Origin of the sequence: Novosphingobium sp., assembly GCF_040398825.1 — a bacterium.
Taxonomy (GTDB): domain Bacteria; phylum Pseudomonadota; class Alphaproteobacteria; order Sphingomonadales; family Sphingomonadaceae; genus Novosphingobium.
This window is the reverse complement of record NZ_JBBATI010000023.1, coordinates 49,248-67,090: the sequence shown is the minus strand read 5'-3', so window position 1 is coordinate 67,090 and position 17,843 is coordinate 49,248. Positions and strand designations below refer to the sequence as shown.

Here is a 17,843-nt window from a genome sequence, read left to right as displayed (position 1 = left end):
ATATGGTCGCATGACTCAAGCCAAATAGCCTCCAGGAAACCCGGGACGCTTCAGGCGCCCGGCCGGTCCGTCTTACCCGACCACAAGATGCAGATGATCAGCTGTCGAACATATGGGAAAGTTGCACATACATGGCCATGCCACCCAGGATCACCAGGGTAAGAAAGACCGCGATCATGGCAATCGCCCCCAGCCGCAACAACGTGCCACCCGGACCATCGAACGCCTCGGGAAGGACGTGATAGTAACCTGCGTTCGCATCAGCCGGCAGCGCATTGGCAATCGATTGTGCCTTTGATCGTACAGTGACGATTGCTGCCGGGAATGTGTCCGATGATAACCCATCAGCCGCTTCCCGAACCACGGCGTGGCCGGTTTCTGCGTCGGAGGCGACATAGGGAAAGCCGTATACGGATTGATCACATATATCCGCGGCGGACGTTTTGCCCTGCCCGGTCAGCAACTGGCGATAGGCCTGCGCCACTTCGCCGCGCGTACCCACGTGCAGCTTGGCCCGGGCCAGCATGATCCGCTGGTCCACCGTATGGGGCGATATCCCGAGCATCCGCGATATCTCTTTAGAGGTCTTGTGCTGGATCAGCAGATCAAGCACCTGACATTGCTTTGCGGTCAACCCTTGCAACGGGCCAACGCCAACCTCGTCAGATGAACTGAGCAAACCGCGTCCCCCTGTCAGATACATGGCGTGGCGCGCACCAGTCCCATGGTGCGTGCCCTGCCTCCCCGCCAAACTATTTATTACATAACCCTGATACCTTCGCCTAACAATAACCCTTAAAAATGAACGGAATATTGTTTACCATCAACCATGTGCGCGATTGTGCCCGCACGCTCACGCTCCGATCGCAGCCAACGTTTGCGCCAATCCCGTCCGACTTGCCTGCGCAACCGCGCATATGGCATCGTACCCAGGCAGAGCATACGCCCTGCACCACGACGAAAGGTCCTGATCCTTGCACGCCCGCCGCATGCTGATCCGCCGCACACCAAAGATCATCGCGATGAGCCGCATGATTCTGGCGGCCGTATTCCTGCTGGCGGTGCGCATCCAGCCGAGCGGGCCATCACCGACCGAGCGAACCGGGCTGGTATTGCTGGCGGTCTATCTGGGGTGGACCGGGGTGGTGGCGCGGATCGCCTGGCGCAGCTGGTGGTGGGATTTCCGCATGGCGCGCGCGGTTCATGCCATCGACATCGGGGTGTTTATCGGTGCGGTGTTTCTGACCGAAATCAACAACAGCGATTTTGGCAGCCCGTTTATCGCGTTTGCCGCGTTCCTGCTGATCACGGCCGCAAACCGTGCGGGCTGGAACGGGGTGGTGCTCACCGCGCTCACGCTGATCGCCGGCTATGGCCTGACCGGCGGTGCGGTCACCCTGCTGGGGTACGACATCGATCCTTATCGGTTTGGGCGGCACCAGACTTATATGATCGCCTTGGCGATCATGATCAGCTGGCTCAGCGCAGACCAGCGCGCGGTGCGGTTGTCACCGATGACCGAATCGCCCGGGATCCCGGGTGAACGCAGCATCCGCGTGATGGCGGATACGCTGGCGTTTGCCCGCACGGCATCCAATGCCACCCATGCCGCAATCGCCGTCGCCGCCTGCGAAGAACCCGGGATCGATATTTACCGCGACAGCGACGGGGTCTTTACGCACGAACGCATCGGCCCAGGTACGCTGCCCGATGACTTTGCCACCGATACCACCGCTGCGCTGTTCGATGTGCCGCGCAACCGCCGGATCGTGCTGTCCAGCGACAACCGGCTGGCCCCGGCGGCCGGGCCGTTCAACCATGCGCTGGCCGATGCCTGCCTGGTATCGTGCGGGCTGGTGGGTGGATTTGCTTCGGCCACCAGCCAGGGTCAGTTGCTGGTCTGGGGCATGGCCGACGCCTGCATCGATGATCTGCCGGTGATCGCGACGCTGGCGCGCGACATCGGCACGGCGGTCGATCGCGAAGCGATGGCGGTGCTCGCCCGCACACTTGCCGTCGCGCACGTGCGCAATGCCGTGGCCCGCGATCTGCACGACAGCGCCGCGCAGTTTCTGGCCGGCACGCAATTCCGGCTGGAATCGTTGCGTCGCTGGATTCGCGACGGCCGCGATCCCGATGCCGAAATCACCGCGATAAAGCTGGCGCTGCGCGGTGAACAGTCGCACCTGGTGACCGTGATCAACCGTTTGCGGCTGGGCATCGACGGCGACCGCACCACCGATCTGGTGGCCGAACTCGAAGCCCTGACGGCGGAACTTGCCGATCATTGGCATGTTGCCACGGCGTTGTCCTCTGCCTGCCGGCCGCTGGACGTGTCGATGAACATCGCGCACGAATTGCGCCAGGTGGTGCGCGAAGCGGTGGCCAATGCGGTACGCCATGGCCACTGCCGGCAGGTCACGCTTGATCTGGCACGGACGCCCGACGGCGCGGTGCGGATCACCATCACCGACGACGGGATCGGATTGCCCCCGGACAAAGCGACGCTGCGGCCGCGGTCGATCAGCGAACGGATCGACGCGCTGGGCGGGCAAATGCAGATTGCGACAGGCGCCAGTGGCACCAGCGGCCTGCGGCTTGGCATCAGCTTGCCCGCAGTGGTCAACGCATAGCGGTTTGCCATTGTGGCATAACAATTTTGTATCGGGCCACACAGGCCTGCGCGCGATTGCCAAACCATCACACTGGCGACACAAGGATATATGAAGGATCAAGGGTGCGTGAACGATAAGGGGTCTGCAATGGTTTCGGTGCTGGTGGCAGACGATCACGGCTTTATTCGGGCCGGGGTCGGCGCAGTTTTGCGCGGCAGCCGGTTTACCGTGGTGGCAGGTACCGCCAGTGGTGAAGAAACACTGGATGCGATCGCCACCCACGACCCGGGGATCGTGCTGCTCGACATCAACCTGCCCGGCATGAACGGGGTCAAGACGCTGGAAACGCTGCGGGCGCGCGGCGACCGTCGCCCGGTGGTGGTGCTGACCGCCGAAATCACCGATCGCCAGCTGCTGTCCGTCCTGCGCACCGGGGTCGAAGGCATCCTGTCGAAGGATGGCGCCGACGAAGACCTGGTCGAAGTGCTGGAAAAAGTCGCCGACGGGCAAAAGGCCGTGGCCCCGGCATTTCTGCAGCGCGCGGTCGATCTGTCGCTCAATCCCGCGCCCGGTGGCCCGCTTGACCGGCTGAACCCGCGTGAACGGCGGATCGCCCGGCTGGTGGCGCGCGGCCTGCGCAACCGCGATGTCGGTAACGAGCTTAACATCGGCGAAGGTACGGTCAAAGTGTACCTCCACGCGATCTATCAAAAACTGGGCATCGACAATCGCACCGAACTCGCGCTGCTGGCGATCAACGACCCGGGCGATTGACTTGCTCCGTGGTGTCGCGATCATATCAACCTGGATACAACGGATAGGGATGGTTACGTAACCGTGTGATGCCGGATTGCGCCTTGCTGCGCACGGTTTCACCATGCGCGCCATGCCCATGAGCAACGCCGAGCGGCAGCGCCGCTATCGCAAAAAGCTGAAATCGCGCGCAGCGGGGGATGCGCTGGGTGATCGCACACGCGATGCGGTCGATCGCGCGATCGCCGCGCTATGGGCCTATCACGAACGCCCCGCGCCCGGCGGGATGCGCTGGTCCGATATCGATGGCTGCACCACGATCGAATTCTATCGCGCCGAATTGCAGCGATCGCCCACCAATCTGGTGCAGGCCTGTCGCGCATTCCTGCCCGATTTCGAAGGCCTGACCGACGATGAGGCACGCGCCATCCAGACCGTGATCGCGATTGCCGACGCCCTGCGGCTGGCGGCCAGCAGCCTGTCCGACAATGTCGTCATGATCGCGCCGATCGCCGCCTGACCGGCGGCCGGCATGCCCACGCGCGACCCGCCGGCAACCGCCGCATGGTGTCGATGCGTGCGATGCTTATAAAAACGCTCGTACCGCAGGCAAAGGCGGCGTAACGGGCCGCCCATGACCGAACCTCAGCCCCCGAGTCTTGATGCCGCCAGCACCAGTACCGGCGACGCCGCGCCGTCCGCGGCGCTGCCGTTCGATACCGCGGTGGATTGTGGCCCCAACGGCGGCGAACACAGCGAAAGCCTGCGCACGCTGGCGATTGGCGCGGTCGGCGTGGTGTTTGGCGATATTGGCACCAGCCCGCTCTATTCGCTGCGCGAAAGCTTTATCGGCGCGCACCCGCTGGCGGTCGATCCGGCGCATATCTATGGCGTGTTTTCGCTGATTTTCTGGACCATGACGCTGATCGTCACGGTCAAATACGTGTTTGTCATCCTGCACGCCGACAACAAGGGCGAAGGCGGCAGCCTGGCGCTGCTGGCGCTGATCGGGCGGCGGCTGGGGCCGAACCGGTGGACATCGCTGACCGTAATGCTGGGGATCATCGCCACCGCGCTGTTTTATGGCGATGCGATCATCACCCCGGCGATGTCGGTGCTGTCGGCCGTCGAAGGCCTGGAAGTGGTGCAGCCCGCATTCAAGGAACTGGTGCTGCCGATCTCGATCGCCATCCTGATCGGGCTGTTCGCGATCCAATCGCGTGGCACTGCGGCGGTGGGCAAGCTGTTCGGCCCGGTCATGCTGGTCTATTTTGCGGTGATCGCCATTCTGGGCGTGATGGGCATCTGGCAGGCGCCGGAAATCCTGTGGGCGGTCAATCCGGTTTATGCGGTACGGTTTTTCACGATCGACCCGATGCTGGCGTTTCTGGCGCTGGGGTCGGTCATCCTGGCGGTCACCGGGGCAGAGGCGCTCTATGCCGACATGGGCCATTTCGGCCGACGGGCGATCATGTTCGGGTGGCTGGTGGTCGCGTTTCCGTGCCTGCTGCTCAATTATCTTGGCCAATCGGCGCTGCTGTTGCGCAATCCCGATATGGTGGCCAATCCGTTCTTTCTGATGGCGCCCGAATGGGCCCGGCTGCCGCTGGTGATCCTGGCCACGATGGCCACCATCATCGCCAGCCAGGCGGTCATTTCCGGCGCCTATTCGGTGTCGCAACAGGCGATCCAGCTAGGTTTTCTGCCGCGCATCCGCATCCTGCACACCAGCGCCAAGGCCGCCGGCCAGATCTATGTCCCGCTGGTCAACTGGCTGTTGCTGGGGTTTGTGCTGCTGCTGGTGATCGGCTTCAAATCATCCAACAACCTGGCATCGGCCTATGGCATCGCGGTCACCGGCACGATGTTCATCACCGCCTGCATGCTGGGCATCCTGACCTTTGCAGTGTGGAAATGGCACCCGCTACTGGCCGGCGCGATGACGGGTGCGTTCCTGCTGGTCGATGGCGCCTATTTTGCATCCAACATGACCAAGATCCCCGATGGCGGCTGGTTCCCGCTGCTGGTGGCCACGGCCGTGTTCATCGTGCTGACCACCTGGGCCAAAGGGCGCATGATCCTGCGCGACCGGCTGGCCGAAGATTCGATGCCGTTTGACCTGTTCCTGAATTCGGTGTGTGACAAAGTGCGCCGCGTCCCCGGCACATCGGTGTTTTTGTGTTCCACTGCCGAAGGCATCCCGCCGGCGCTTCTGCACAATCTGAAACACAACCACATCCTGCACGAACGCGTGGTGATCCTGACCGTGGTGACCGAGGGCGTGCCGCACGTGCCATCGCCGGCGCGGCGCGTGGTCGAAAGCGTCGGCCATGGTTTTTACCGCATGATCATCCGCATCGGTTTCATGGATGAGGCCGATGTGCCCGCCGAACTGGCCGCCGAACAGCGCGCCGGGGGGCCATTCAAACCGATGGACACCAGCTATTTCCTGGCGCGGCAGACGCTGATTGCATCGAAACGCCCGGGCATGGCGCTGTGGCGCGAAAAGCTGTTTGCGTGGATGATCCGCAACGCCGAAAGCGCAATGCAGTTTTTCCGTCTGCCCACCAACCGCGTGATCGAACTGGGCAGCCAGCTGGAAATTTGAAAAAGGACGCGACGGGCAGCATGATCGCGCGCACTGGAACCACGCCATGAAACTGAACGGCATCCGCGTGCTCGATCTGACCAGTTTCATCCCCGGCCCCTATCTGACCATGGCCATGGCCGACCACGGGGCAGAGGTGATCAAGATCGAGGCGCCGGGCGGCGACCACACCCGCCACATCGGCCTTAGCGATGGGCCGGACACCGTCTATTTCCGCAATTTCAACCGTGGCAAGAAAAGCGTGGTGCTGGATCTGAAGGCGCCCGCCGACCTTGCAGCGTTTCTGGCGCTGGCCGACAGCGCCGATGTCGTGGTGGAATCCAACCGCCCGGGCGTCGCCACGCGGCTGGGGATCGATTACGCCACGCTGTCGGCGCGCAACCCGCGGCTGATCTATTGCGCGATCAGCGCATACGGGCAGGATGGCCCGCGCGCCACGCGCGTCGCGCACGATCTGGCGCTGGAGGCGCTGACCGGGGTGCTGGGCGCCAATTGCGACACGACCGGGCAACCGGTGATGCCCGCGCTGCCGCTGGCGGACTATCTGGCGGCGCTCAACGCGCTGTCGGGCGTGCTGATGGCGCTGTATGCGCGCACGCAGACCGGGCGCGGCGACCGCATCGATATTGCCATGCATGAAAGCCTGCTGGCAGCCACCGCCAATGTCATGGGGCCGACCATGGCCGAAGGGCGCCAGCCGGTGATCGCGCACGAACGCACCACCGGCGGCGCGGCATTCTACCGCTGGTACGCCTGCACCGACGGGCGGCTGGCGCTGGCCGGGCAGGAACCCAAATTCATCGCCGCACTGCTGGGTGAACTGAACCGCAGCGATATGGCGCCTCTGTGCGCTGAACCGGGACCGCACCAGCAACCGGTGATCGACATGCTGACCGCGTTTTTCGCGGGTCAGACGCTGGCACAGGCCGGCGCGCTGCTGGATCGGCTGGATCTGTGCTGGGGTCGGGTGAACACCTATCCTCAGGCGCTGGCCGACGAACAGATCGTGGCGCGGGGGTTTGTGCTGACCGACGATCTGGGGCGCCAGCACCTGGGCCCGCCGATACGTTTTCTGGATCAACCGGCGCGACCGTCACTGGCGGCGCCCGCGTTGGGTGCGGACCAGCACCTAATCGAGTAGCACCACATGATCGGCCAGCCGCGCCACTTCATCGGGCGCATGGCTGACCAGCACGATCGGCAGCGCAAAGTGATCGCGCACGCGTTCGATCACCCCCATCAGCCCCAGCCGCAGCACCGGATCGAGCGAGGCCAGCGGTTCATCCAGCAGCAAAAAGCGCGGCCCCACCAGCAATGCGCGGCCAATCGCCACGCGCTGCGCTTCGCCCCCCGACAAAGTGCCCGGCCGGCGTGCCAGCAGGCCGGCGATGTCGAGAAAGTGCACCGTCTCGTCAAAATCGACAATCCGCCGTTCCGCCGGTGCGCGGGCCTCGCCATAGCGCAGATTGGCCGCCACGGTCAGGTGCGGAAACAGCCGCAAGTCCTGAAACACCATGCCGCAGGCGCGCTGGTGCGGCGGCACGCAGATGCGTTGCCCGTCGTCGTACAGTACGGTGCCGGCGACCACGATGCGGCCGGAATCGGGGCGCACCAGCCCGGCCATCGCCGCCAGCACGGTCGATTTGCCTGCGCCCGATGGCCCGCACAGCGCGGTTATGCCGGCACCGGTGGAAAACCTGGCGTCGATCCGCCGCGCGCCCCGCCGCAGTGTTACCGCGACCTCAAACGTCATGCGCGGTACCGCCAGCGCCGCGCGGCGCCCCGCGCGCCTGCGCCATCAACCGTTCCGACATGACCAGCGCACCCAGCGACAGCACCACCGATACCAGCGCCAGCCGCCACACCGCGGTTTCCTGCCCGGGCACCTGCAACGCGGCATAGATCGCCAGCGGCAGCGTCGCGGTCTGCCCGGGAATGTTCGATACAAAGGTGATCGTCGCGCCAAATTCGCCCAGCGACCGCGCAAACCCAAGCACCAGCGCGGCCAGCACACCGGGCCGCGCCAGCGGCAGCGTGATGGTGGCAAAGCTGTTCAGCCAGCCTGCCCCCAATGTGCGCGCCGCCTGTTCCAGCCGCGGGTCGATAGCCTCAATCGACAGCCGGATCGATCGCACCATCAGTGGCAGCGCCATCACCGCGGCCGCCAGCGCCGCCCCGGTCCAGCGGAACAGCAGCGTGATCCCCAGCATGCGTTCCAGCAGCGCGCCCAGCGGCCCGGTGGGTGCAAACGCCATCAGCAGCACCCAGCCGACCACCACCGGCGGCAGCACCAGCGGCAGATGGACCAGCGCATCGACCAGCACTTTGCCGGGAAACTCCACCCGCGCCAGCAGCCACGCCAGTGCAAACGCGACTGGTAACGCGGCAAGCATCGCACAGCCGCTGACCTGCAGCGACAGGCCAACAATCGCCCATTCCCCGGGCGTCAGGATCAGCGCGGACATCACCAGCGGGTCATCGGCGCGGCACAAAGCCATAGCGGCGAAAGATCGCAGCCGCCTCATCCGACAACAGGAAACGCCGGAACGCCTCCGCATCGGGGTGGGTCGATGCCGTGGTGCGCGCCAGGGCATAGATGATCGGGGTGTGGCTGCCGGCGGGAAACACGCCGATCATGCGCACTTTGGGTTCGGCCAGCGCATCGGTGGCATAGACCACGCCCAGCGGCGCCGCCCCGCGCGCCACCAGCGCCAGCGCGGCACGCACGTTTTCCGCACGCGCGATCTGCCCCGACAGCGCGTCCCACACGCGCATGTGCTGCAGCGCTTCACGCCCATAGCGCCCCGCCGGCACGCTGTCCGGGTCGGCCATCGCCAGCCGCCCGCCATGCAGCGCGGCCACCAGCGGAAATCCGGGTACCGGGCGCAGGCGCAAGCGACTGCCCGCCGGCGCGATGATCACCAGCGCGCCCGCCAGCCAGCCCGCACGCGTGCCCGGCACGATCCGGCCCGTCTGCGCCAGGCTATCCATCCATTCCTGATCGGCCGAGGCGAACAGGTCGGCCGCGCCGCCCGCCGCAATCTGCCGCGCCAGCGTGGATGACGCGGCGAACGCCAGCACCGGCCGGGCATGATGGTGGCGCGCCCAGGCATCGGCGGCGGCGTTCAGCGATTCCTGCAGGCTGGCGGCAGCCAGCACCAGCGGCCCGGCGCCCGGCTGTGGCGCCGGCCCTGCCATCGCCGGCCCGGCACTGGCCCACAGCAGCAGGGTCACGCCAACGGCCAGAAATGCGCCGCGACAGGGCAGGAGCGCGCGCAGCCGCGTGGCCCAAAGACGGAATGACAGGCTTCCCATATACGCCAATATACAGGACAATGGCGTCAGGTGCAAAGCCCGCGCGTATCATTGCGCTTTGGCGGCAAACATGGAAAAGGCGGGTGGCAGACCGGCATGCCGCTGCCGGCCGGACAAAGGACGCGTGTCATGAAACTGGGTTGGATCACGCGCGCGCGCGGGCTGGTTGCGATGGCCGTGCTGGCGTCTGCCGCGCCAATCGCTGCACCTCAGGCCTTTGCCCAGGATGATGAGGGCGGCTGGGTCGAAGCGCCGACCGTGCTGCCGATCGGGGCGCAGGACCGGCTGTATGGCAATGCCGATGCGCGGTTCAGCCTGATCGTGTGGCTGGACCCCGAATGCCCCTATTGCAAGGTGCTGGGGGAAAAACCCCGGCATGTTGTCGATGGATCGGGCGGGCGGGTCAATCTGGCGGTGCGGCTCTATCCGCTGTCGTTCCATGGGCGCAATGCGGTGGCGGCATCAACCACCGCGCTGTGTGTCGCCGATCAGGCCGGGGCGGCCGGCTATTACCGTTTTTTGTACGACTGGATGGCAAACACCGCCAGCAACGGTCGCGGGATCAGGGCGGCCGAGGGCCAGTCCGACCCGGTCGCCGCGCTGGCCATGACCGCCGGCGCGCGCAACCGTACCGCGCTGGCCACGTGCGTGGCCTCTGCCAAAACCGGCGCGCGGCTGACCGCCGAAATGCGCAGCGGCGAAGCGGCCGGGATTCAGGGCACACCCGCAGTGGCGCTGCGCGACAACCATATCGGTCACACCATCATGGTATCGGGCGCGATCGAGGAAGCCGACATGCGCAGCGCGATCAAGGCGCTGGCGCAGGCCGATGACCAGCCCGACGCCGCCGGTGCACCCGGCGGCGCCACGCATTGATCGCGGCAATCAGCGCTTCAACAACGGTTTGAGATAGTGACCGGTAAAGCTGTCGGGGTTTTTGGCGATCGTTTCGGGTGTGCCTTCGCCCACCACCATGCCGCCGCGCACCCCGCCTTCGGGGCCCATGTCGATAACCCAGTCGGCGGTTTTGATCACATCCAGGTTGTGTTCGATCACCACCACCGAATTGCCCTGTTCGACCAGCCGGTGCAGCACTTCCAGCAATTTGCGCACGTCTTCGAAATGCAGCCCGGTGGTTGGCTCGTCCAGGATGTACAGCGTCTGCCCGGTTGACCGCCGCGCCAGTTCCTTGGCCAGTTTCACACGCTGCGCTTCCCCGCCCGACAGCGTGGTCGCCTGCTGGCCAACCTTGACATAGCCCAGCCCCACTTCGGCCAGCATGTGCATGCGATCGCGGATCGGCGGGACCGCTTTGAAAAATTCCACCGCATCCTCGATCGTCATGTCGAGCACGTCGGCAATCGAAAGGCCTTTGAATTTTATCTCCAGCGTTTCGCGGTTGTAGCGCCGCCCGCCGCATTCCTCGCACGTGACATAGACGTCGGGCAGGAAATGCATCTCGATCTTGATCAGCCCGTCGCCCTGGCACGCTTCGCAGCGCCCGCCCTTGACGTTGAAGCTGAACCGCCCGGGCTTGTAACCCCGCGCCAATGCTTCGGGCAGCCCGGCAAACCAGTCGCGGATCAGCGTGAACGACCCGGTATAGGTCGATGGGTTCGACCGTGGCGTGCGCCCGATTGGCGACTGATCAATCTCGATCACCTTGTCGCAATGTTCCAGGCCCTCGATCGTATCGTGCGCGCCGGCAATCACCCGCGCGCCGTTCAGCACGCGTGAGGCACCGGCCTGCAACGTATCGATGATCAGCGACGACTTGCCCGAACCCGACACCCCGGTCACACAGGTAAACGTGCCCAGCGGCACGCGCACGCTGACATCGCGCAGGTTGTTGGCGCGCGCGCCTTTGACCGTGATGCCCAGGCCATTGCCCTTGCGCCGCTTGCGCGGCACTTCGATCCGGCGCGTGCCGTTCAGATATTGCCCGGTCAGGCTGTCTTCGCACGACAGGATGTCGGACAGCGTGCCCTGCGCAACGATTTCGCCGCCATGCACCCCTGCGCCCGGCCCCAGATCGACGATATAGTCGGCGGTGCGGATCGCGTCTTCGTCGTGTTCGACCACGATCACGGTATTGCCCAGATCGCGCAGGCGTTTCAGCGTTTCCAGCAGGCGATCGTTGTCGCGCTGGTGCAGCCCGATCGACGGTTCATCCAGCACATACAACACGCCCGACAGCCCCGACCCGATCTGGCTGGCCAGCCGGATGCGCTGGCTTTCGCCGCCCGACAAAGTGCCCGAGGTGCGATCGAGATTGAGGTAATCGAGGCCGACGTTGTTCAGGAATCCAACGCGTTCGTTGATTTCCTTCAGGATCGATTTGGCGATCTGGCTTTTCTGCGGGGTCAGCTGCGCATCAAGCGCGCCAAACCAGTCCGCCGCCGCTGCCACCGACAGATGCGTAACGCTGGAAATATCGTGCCCGGCCACCTTGACCGCCAGCGCCTCTGGCTTCAGCCGCGCGCCGTTGCAGGTTTCGCACGGTTGCGGGTTCTGGTATTTGCTAAGCTCTTCGCGCATCCACGCGCTTTCGGTCTGCAACAGCCGGCGGTTGAGGTTGCCGATCACGCCCTCGAACGCCTTTGACACGGTGTACGATTTGCGCCCGTCGATAAAGGTCAGCGGTACTGCTTTGCCACCCGTGCCATACAGGATGATCAGCTTGATTTCGCCGGGCAATTTGTCCCACGGGGTTTCCAGCGTAAAGCCGAAATGGCCGGCCAGGCTGGCCAGCACCTGCATGTAATAGGGGCTAGGCGGGTTGGATTTGGCCCAGGGCACCACCGCGCCCTGTTTCAGCGACAGGTGTTCGTTGGGCACCACCAGCTGCGGATCGAACAGCAGCTTTTCACCCAGCCCGTCGCACGCCGGGCACGCGCCCTGCGGCGCGTTGAACGAAAACAGCCGTGGCTCGATACTTTCGATGGTGAAACCGCTGACCGGGCAGGCGAATTTTTCCGAAAAGACGATGCGATTGGCGGCAAGGCCGGTACCCTTCAGCGTCTTGGCGCGCCCCTTTGGCTTGGCTTCTTCTTCTTCGCGCCCCGGCACCACGCCCTCGGCCAGATCGATAAAGGCAACGCCATCGGCCAGTTTCAAGGCTTGTTCAAAACTGTCGGCCAGCCGGCTTTCGATGCCTTCGCGCACGGCGATGCGGTCAACCACCACTTCGATATCGTGCTTCAGTTTTTTATCGAGCGCGGGGGCATCTTCGATCGCGTAAAATTCGCCATCGATGCGCACGCGGGTGTATCCGGCGCGCTGCCATTCGGCCAGTTCCTTGCGGTATTCGCCCTTGCGCGCACGCACCGCCGGCGCCAGCAGATAGGCGCGCGTACCTTCGGGCAGGGTCATCACCCGGTCAACCATCTGGCTGACGGTCTGTGCGGTGATCGGCAGGCCGGTGGCGGGCGAATAGGGCACACCCACCCGCGCCCACAACAGCCGCATGTAATCATAGATTTCGGTGACCGTGGCGACGGTCGAGCGCGGGTTGCGGCTGGTGGTTTTCTGCTCGATCGAAATCGCCGGCGACAGCCCGTCAATATGTTCGACATCGGGCTTGTGCATCATTTCCAGAAACTGCCGGGCGTAGGCCGACAGGCTTTCGACATAGCGCCGCTGCCCTTCGGCATAGATCGTGTCGAACGCCAGGCTCGATTTGCCCGACCCCGACAGGCCGGTCACCACGATCAGCGCATCGCGCGGCAGATCGATATCGATGCCTTTAAGATTGTGCTCACGCGCGCCGCGCACGGAAATGGTATTGAGGGCCATGGGGCTGCGTGTTCCATATTTGTTCGATTCACGCAAGGCGCGCGGATGCCTTTTGAACCGCACCAGCGGCCAGGCAACCTGTAACTGGGGTCAGTCGCTAGACAATCAAGGCGTGTGCGCCCGGTTCACCCAGCCAGCGCGTCCTGATGCCCCACACTTGCGCGATCACCGCCGGGTCCAGCGCCAGGGCTGGCGGCCCACTGGCCGCCAGCCGCCCGCGATCGAGCACCACCACATGATCGGCATGGTTCATGGCCTGCGCCAGATCATGCAGCACCAGCACCACACCCTTGCCCGCCATCGCAGTGGCGCGAAAATGCCGCAGCAGCGCCTGCGCCTGCGCCAGATCAAGGCTGGCCAGCGGTTCATCGGCCAGAATCCAGGCCGGATCACCCGCCAGCACCCGCGCCAGCAGCGCGCGCGCGCGTTCGCCGCCCGACAGCGTGCCGACCGCACGCGCGGCAAACGGGGTCAGATCCGCGCTGGCGAGTGCGGCGGCCACAGCCTGATCATCGCTGGCCCGCGACGCGCGATGTGGCAGGCGGCCCAGCCGCACCAGCGTCGCCACTGACACATTCCATGCGACATCGCCGCCCTGTGGCAGATAGCCGATGGCCAGCGCGCGTTCGCGCGGGCGCATATCGGCCAGCGGACGATCATCGAGAACAACGTCACCCGCAATCAGCCCGGCCAGTGCCGACAGCAGCGTTGATTTGCCCGCGCCGTTGGGGCCGACAATCGCGGTAAGCGCGCCGCGCGGCAGATTTACGCTGACGCCATCGAGCCGCCCCGCCACGGTCAGCGATTGCGCGCGCAAGGTCATGCGAAATCCCGCCGCATGCGAATGAGCAACATCAGGAAAAACGGCGCGCCGATCAGGCTGAGCGCGATGCCCAGCCGCAATTCGCCGCCCGTCAGCGGCAACAGCCGGCACGCGCTGTCGGCCACCAGCACCAGCAATGCTCCGGCCAGCGCGCTGGGCACGATCAGCGATCCAGGGCGATGGTCGGTCAGCGGCCGCACCAGATGCGGCACGATCAGCCCGACAAAACCGATGATCCCGGCCACCGCCACCCCGGCCCCCACCACCAGCCCCAGCCCCAGCACCATCCGCAGCCGCAACCGCGCCGGTTGCACGCCGAGCGAGCGCGCCGCGGCATCGCCCAGCGTCAGCGCGTCCAGCATCGGGCCACCGGTGGCCAGCACCACCACGCCGATCAATGTCGGCGGCGCGGCGATCGCCACGTCATGCCAGCTGCGGTTTTCCAGCGCCCCCATCAGCCAGGTGACAATTTCGGTCAGCGCAAACGGATTGGGCGACAGGCTGATCACCAGGCTGGTCAGCGCGCCGGCCAGACTGGCGATCATCATCCCCGCCAGCGTGAACAGCGAAATGCCGCGCCCGATCGCATCATCGCTGGCGCCGCCCGCCACCATGACCAGCAGTGCCATCGCCAGCGCCGCGCCGCCCAGCGCAAACAGTGGCAGCGCCCATGACAGCCCCCACACCAGCGCCAGCACCGCGCCCAGCGCGGCCAGCGGCGCGATCCCGAACAACCCCGGATCGGCCAGCGGATTGCGCAGATAGCCCTGCATCGCCGCACCGCCCGCGCCCAGCCCGCCGCCGATCACCAGCGCCAGCACCGCGCGGGGCATGCGCAATTCCACCAGGATCGGCACGGCATTGGCCACCGGTGATCCGAACGGATTGATCCACACCTGCCCGGCCAGCAACGACAGCGGCAGTGCCAGCGCCAGCAACCCCACCAGCATGATCCACCAGTGCGCGCGCATCACTGCCGCCCGTCGGTCAACGAGCGGCGCACATCCGCCAGCCACTGGGCCGCGCGAATCATTGCCGGACCGCCGCAATACAACAGCCCGGCGGGAAAATCGGCGCGCGTGGTGCCCGGGATCGCGCGCAGTGCCGGGTGGTGCAATGCCCGGTCATCGCCGACCGTCAGGATCAGGCGCGGCGGATGTGCCAGCAGGCGTTCGATCGGATAGAGATCGGCCTGGGCATAACCCTGCCGCGCCGCCATATTGGCAAAGCCGGTGCGCCCCAGCAGATCATCGATCAGCGTGTCGCGCCCGGCCACCATGCCGCCCCATTCCCACAGCACGGTATCGATCGGCCGCGCGCCCGGCGGCGGCGCGGACTGCGCCAGCGCCGCTTCGATCCGCCATGCCAGCGCGTTGCCGCGATCGGGGTGCCCGGCAATCGCCGCCAGACGATGCACATCGCGCAGCCCATCGGCAATGCTGCGCTGGGTGCCCAGTGTTTCCAGCCGCAGACCCAGCCGGCGATAGGCATCAGCGGTGGCCGGGGCGACAAATGCGCCATCAAACACCACATCGGGGTGGAGCGTGACCACCTCCTCCACCGTGCCATGGGTCACGGCATAACGGTCGGCGACCCCGGCCGGCAGGGAACTGCTGGCGCGATCCCGGCTATAGGCCGACAGCGCCAGGATCTGTGCCGGATCGGCGACTTCGACCAGGATCGCATCGGTACACGGGTTCAGCGATACAATCCGTGGCAGGCTGGAGTGGCGCGGCATTGATGCTGACGGCGGCGGCGCTGCCGCGGTCAGCATCAACGCCGCACAGGCCAGCACACCACCGGCGATGCGCCCGGTCAAATGCGCGCCCTGACGCCAACAAACACCCCACGCCCGGTCGCGCCATAGCCATCGATGGTTGGCAGGTGATTGTTGAACAGGTTTTCCACCCGCCCGTAAAATTCCACAAAACTGCCAAACGGCAGGCTGGCGCGCAGCGTGGTGATCGCCCCGGCCGGCAGGCGCACGGTATGATCCGCATCATCCCAGCTGGCCGATTGCATATGCAGATCGACACCCAGCACCACGCCCTTGAACGGAGAGGTCCAGTCGGCCGCAGCGGTGAACGCATGGCGGGGCCGCCGCGCCAGATCGCTGCCCTGGTTCACGCTGAACGGTGTCTGGTCGGTCGCATGGACAAAGCTGTATGCCCCCGACAGGTGCCATTTGGCCGAAGGCGCCAGCACCGCCTCCAGCTCCACGCCATCGGCGCGCGCCGCGCCAATATTGGCGAACGTGCCACCAAGCAGGCTGCTGCAGGCCAGTTCGTTGGTGGCCAGGCACCCGGCCAACCCGATCAGATCACGGCTGTCGCGGCGATAGACCGTGGCCGCCAGCCGCACCTGGCCATCGCGCGCCGAATATTCCAGTCCGCCGTCATAGCTGCGCGCGGTTTCGGGCCGCAGCGTGGCGCGGCCGTAAGACGAATAGAGCTGATACAGTGTCGGCGCCTTGAACCCGGTCGCGTAACTGCCGCGCAACCGCAGATGTTCGGCCAGTTTGATGCTGGCGTTGATGGCATAGCTGTCATGGCTGCCAAACTGGCTGTGGTCGTCGATGCGCAGCCCGGCGGTGACCGCGGCGACCGGGCCATACCAGCCGAGCAGCACGTGCCCGCTGGTAATCGCCGCGCTGTGCCGGGCGTCACCCCCGCCCGAAATCGCGGTCCATTCCGCGTCGGCGCCAAAATTGGCGACCAACCGTGCAGGCAGTTTGACCGACCCGGTCAGATCGATGCGTTCGGATTTCCCCAGCCAGTTGGCCGAAACCAACCCGGCGGTACCGCGCGCGGCATAAACGCGGCGGGTGGCGGCCAGGCTGTATCCGCTGTCCAGCGTGACCGTACCGCTGTCAAAATGGGCCCAGGCCCGGCCGGAAAACTGTTCGGTATCCAGCGCCTGGGCGGTGGCACCGGCCAATTCGGGCGGCAGCGGAAAGGCGTTGCCGGTGGCCTTGTCATCGGCATACCGCGCAGATGCGTTGATTGACAGCGTGGGGGTCAGATTGGCGCGCGCGCGTCCGCCAAAACGCCATTGGTGAAAACCGCCCGGCCCATCTTCACGCCGCGCCGGAATATCGTCGGTGGCGGTATAGCCGGCGTTGAGCGACAGCGCATAGCGGTCCCTGACGATGCCATAGGCCAGGTTGCCCGCCAGCGTATCGCGGCTGCCCACTTCGACCGATGCCGCCAGTCCCTTTGTTTCGGGCGTGGTCAGCGCGATCACACCGCCGATCGCGCCGCTGCCCCACACCAGCGACCCGGCCCCGCGCAAAACATCGATGCGATCGATCCCGACCCCGGTCAGTGTGCCGAAATCAAACCCGCCGCCCACGCTGCCCACATCCGGCATGCGCACGCCATCGATCATTACCAGCGTGTCATCGCTGCCCGCGCCGCGCAGATGCAGCCCGGTATAGGCCCCCGCAGCCCCGTTGCGTTCCCACGTCGCGCCGGGAATCGCCGCCAGCACGCGGGTAAAATCGGCGCCACCGATGCGCGCCATGTCATCGCGGGTCAGCACCGTGACCGGCTGTCCCACCCAATCGAGCGACAGCGCAGTGCCGGTGGCCAGCGTGGTTACCGCGATCGGCGCCACATCGGGTGCGGCCTGCGCTTCTTCGGGTGGGGGATAGTCATCGGCAGCGGCGGGTGTGGGCGCCGGCGCCGGCACCGACTGGGCCTGTGCCGAAGCGCCGGCCGTCAGCGCCGCCAGCAGCAGCAGGCGCGCGAGTGTGCGCGCGGACCCGCCCGGGACGCCATTGCCTGAAGTCCGGCGGAACAGCCCGGTCATCCATCACTCCCTTTGCCGCGCCTGTAGCGACACCGGGCGTTCAGAACAACCCTGCGCCGGCGCTGCTGCGCCCCACCGAACCAGCCCCCGGCAATCGCACGCCAATCGGTTAATCGCCTGATAA

At 65.7% G+C, this 17,843-nt stretch carries 14 protein-coding genes and 1 pseudogene; 6 read left to right on the top strand and 9 right to left on the bottom strand.

What is annotated here, in order from left to right:
- Positions 1-97: 97 nt before the first annotated feature.
- Positions 98-613, bottom strand: coding sequence for a helix-turn-helix transcriptional regulator (locus ABWP89_RS12380; RefSeq protein WP_502915281.1), 516 nt, complete (start codon positions 611-613; stop codon positions 98-100).
- 409 nt (positions 614-1,022) lie between these two features.
- Here ABWP89_RS12380 and ABWP89_RS12375 point away from each other — a divergent pair, with 409 nt between their 5' ends.
- The 5 genes from ABWP89_RS12375 (at position 1,023) to ABWP89_RS12355 (ending at position 7,117) form a co-directional block, all read left to right on the top strand.
- A complete protein-coding gene (locus ABWP89_RS12375; protein ID WP_353229597.1) occupies positions 1,023-2,633 on the top strand; it encodes a sensor histidine kinase in 1,611 nt (536 codons plus the stop codon).
- Positions 2,634-2,741: 108 nt separating this feature from the next.
- The gene (locus tag ABWP89_RS12370) at positions 2,742-3,389 is read left to right on the top strand and encodes a response regulator (RefSeq protein WP_353229596.1); all 648 of its coding nucleotides are present in this window, start codon (positions 2,742-2,744) and stop codon (positions 3,387-3,389) included.
- A 103-nt stretch (positions 3,390-3,492) separates the two neighbouring features.
- On the top strand, positions 3,493-3,888 hold the full coding sequence (locus ABWP89_RS12365) for a hypothetical protein (RefSeq protein ID WP_353229595.1): 396 nt from the start codon (positions 3,493-3,495) through the stop codon (positions 3,886-3,888).
- 114 nt (positions 3,889-4,002) lie between these two features.
- Positions 4,003-5,976 carry a potassium transporter Kup gene (locus ABWP89_RS12360; protein ID WP_353229594.1) on the top strand — a complete coding sequence of 658 codons (1,974 nt, stop codon included), beginning with the start codon at positions 4,003-4,005 and terminating at the stop codon, positions 5,974-5,976.
- A gap of 46 nt (positions 5,977-6,022) precedes the next feature.
- The gene (locus tag ABWP89_RS12355) at positions 6,023-7,117 is read left to right on the top strand and encodes a CaiB/BaiF CoA transferase family protein (RefSeq protein WP_353229593.1); all 1,095 of its coding nucleotides are present in this window, start codon (positions 6,023-6,025) and stop codon (positions 7,115-7,117) included.
- Here the strand turns inward: ABWP89_RS12355 and ABWP89_RS12350 are convergent.
- From ABWP89_RS12350 to modA, 3 genes and pseudogenes are all read right to left on the bottom strand, one after another.
- Positions 7,106-7,663, bottom strand: a pseudogene (locus ABWP89_RS12350) (ATP-binding cassette domain-containing protein); the annotation flags it as partial. The gene ABWP89_RS12355 and the pseudogene ABWP89_RS12350 overlap by 12 nt on opposite strands.
- A 55-nt stretch (positions 7,664-7,718) precedes the next feature.
- Positions 7,719-8,441 carry a molybdate ABC transporter permease subunit gene (modB, locus tag ABWP89_RS12345; RefSeq protein ID WP_353229589.1) on the bottom strand — a complete coding sequence of 241 codons (723 nt, stop codon included), beginning with the start codon at positions 8,439-8,441 and terminating at the stop codon, positions 7,719-7,721.
- A gap of 10 nt (positions 8,442-8,451) precedes the next feature.
- Complete coding sequence (modA, locus tag ABWP89_RS12340; RefSeq protein ID WP_353229606.1) at positions 8,452-9,174, bottom strand: molybdate ABC transporter substrate-binding protein; 723 nt, start codon at positions 9,172-9,174, stop codon at positions 8,452-8,454.
- Between the two features lie 246 nt (positions 9,175-9,420).
- Between modA and ABWP89_RS12335 the strand changes: the two genes are divergently transcribed.
- Positions 9,421-10,167: a DsbA family protein gene (locus ABWP89_RS12335; RefSeq protein ID WP_353229587.1), complete on the top strand. Its 747-nt coding sequence runs from the start codon at positions 9,421-9,423 to the stop codon at positions 10,165-10,167.
- Positions 10,168-10,176: 9 nt separating this feature from the next.
- On the opposite strand, the gene uvrA is transcribed toward ABWP89_RS12335, so the two are convergent.
- The 5 genes from uvrA to ABWP89_RS12310 form a co-directional block, all read right to left on the bottom strand.
- Positions 10,177-13,086, bottom strand: coding sequence for an excinuclease ABC subunit UvrA (gene uvrA / locus ABWP89_RS12330; protein WP_353229586.1), 2,910 nt, complete (start codon positions 13,084-13,086; stop codon positions 10,177-10,179).
- Between the two features lie 97 nt (positions 13,087-13,183).
- On the bottom strand, positions 13,184-13,909 hold the full coding sequence (locus tag ABWP89_RS12325) for an ABC transporter ATP-binding protein (RefSeq protein WP_353229584.1): 726 nt from the start codon (positions 13,907-13,909) through the stop codon (positions 13,184-13,186).
- A complete protein-coding gene (locus ABWP89_RS12320) occupies positions 13,906-14,880 on the bottom strand; it encodes a FecCD family ABC transporter permease (RefSeq protein ID WP_353229583.1) in 975 nt (324 codons plus the stop codon). Before ABWP89_RS12320 ends, ABWP89_RS12325 begins: the two co-directional genes overlap by 4 nt.
- Positions 14,880-15,728 (bottom strand): ABC transporter substrate-binding protein, encoded by an 849-nt coding sequence (locus ABWP89_RS12315; protein WP_353229581.1) that lies wholly within the window; start codon positions 15,726-15,728, stop codon positions 14,880-14,882. Before ABWP89_RS12315 ends, ABWP89_RS12320 begins: the two co-directional genes overlap by 1 nt.
- Positions 15,725-17,719: a TonB-dependent receptor plug domain-containing protein gene (locus ABWP89_RS12310; protein WP_353229580.1), complete on the bottom strand. Its 1,995-nt coding sequence runs from the start codon at positions 17,717-17,719 to the stop codon at positions 15,725-15,727. The genes ABWP89_RS12315 and ABWP89_RS12310 overlap by 4 nt, the downstream gene beginning before the upstream one ends.
- Positions 17,720-17,843 lie beyond the last annotated feature (124 nt).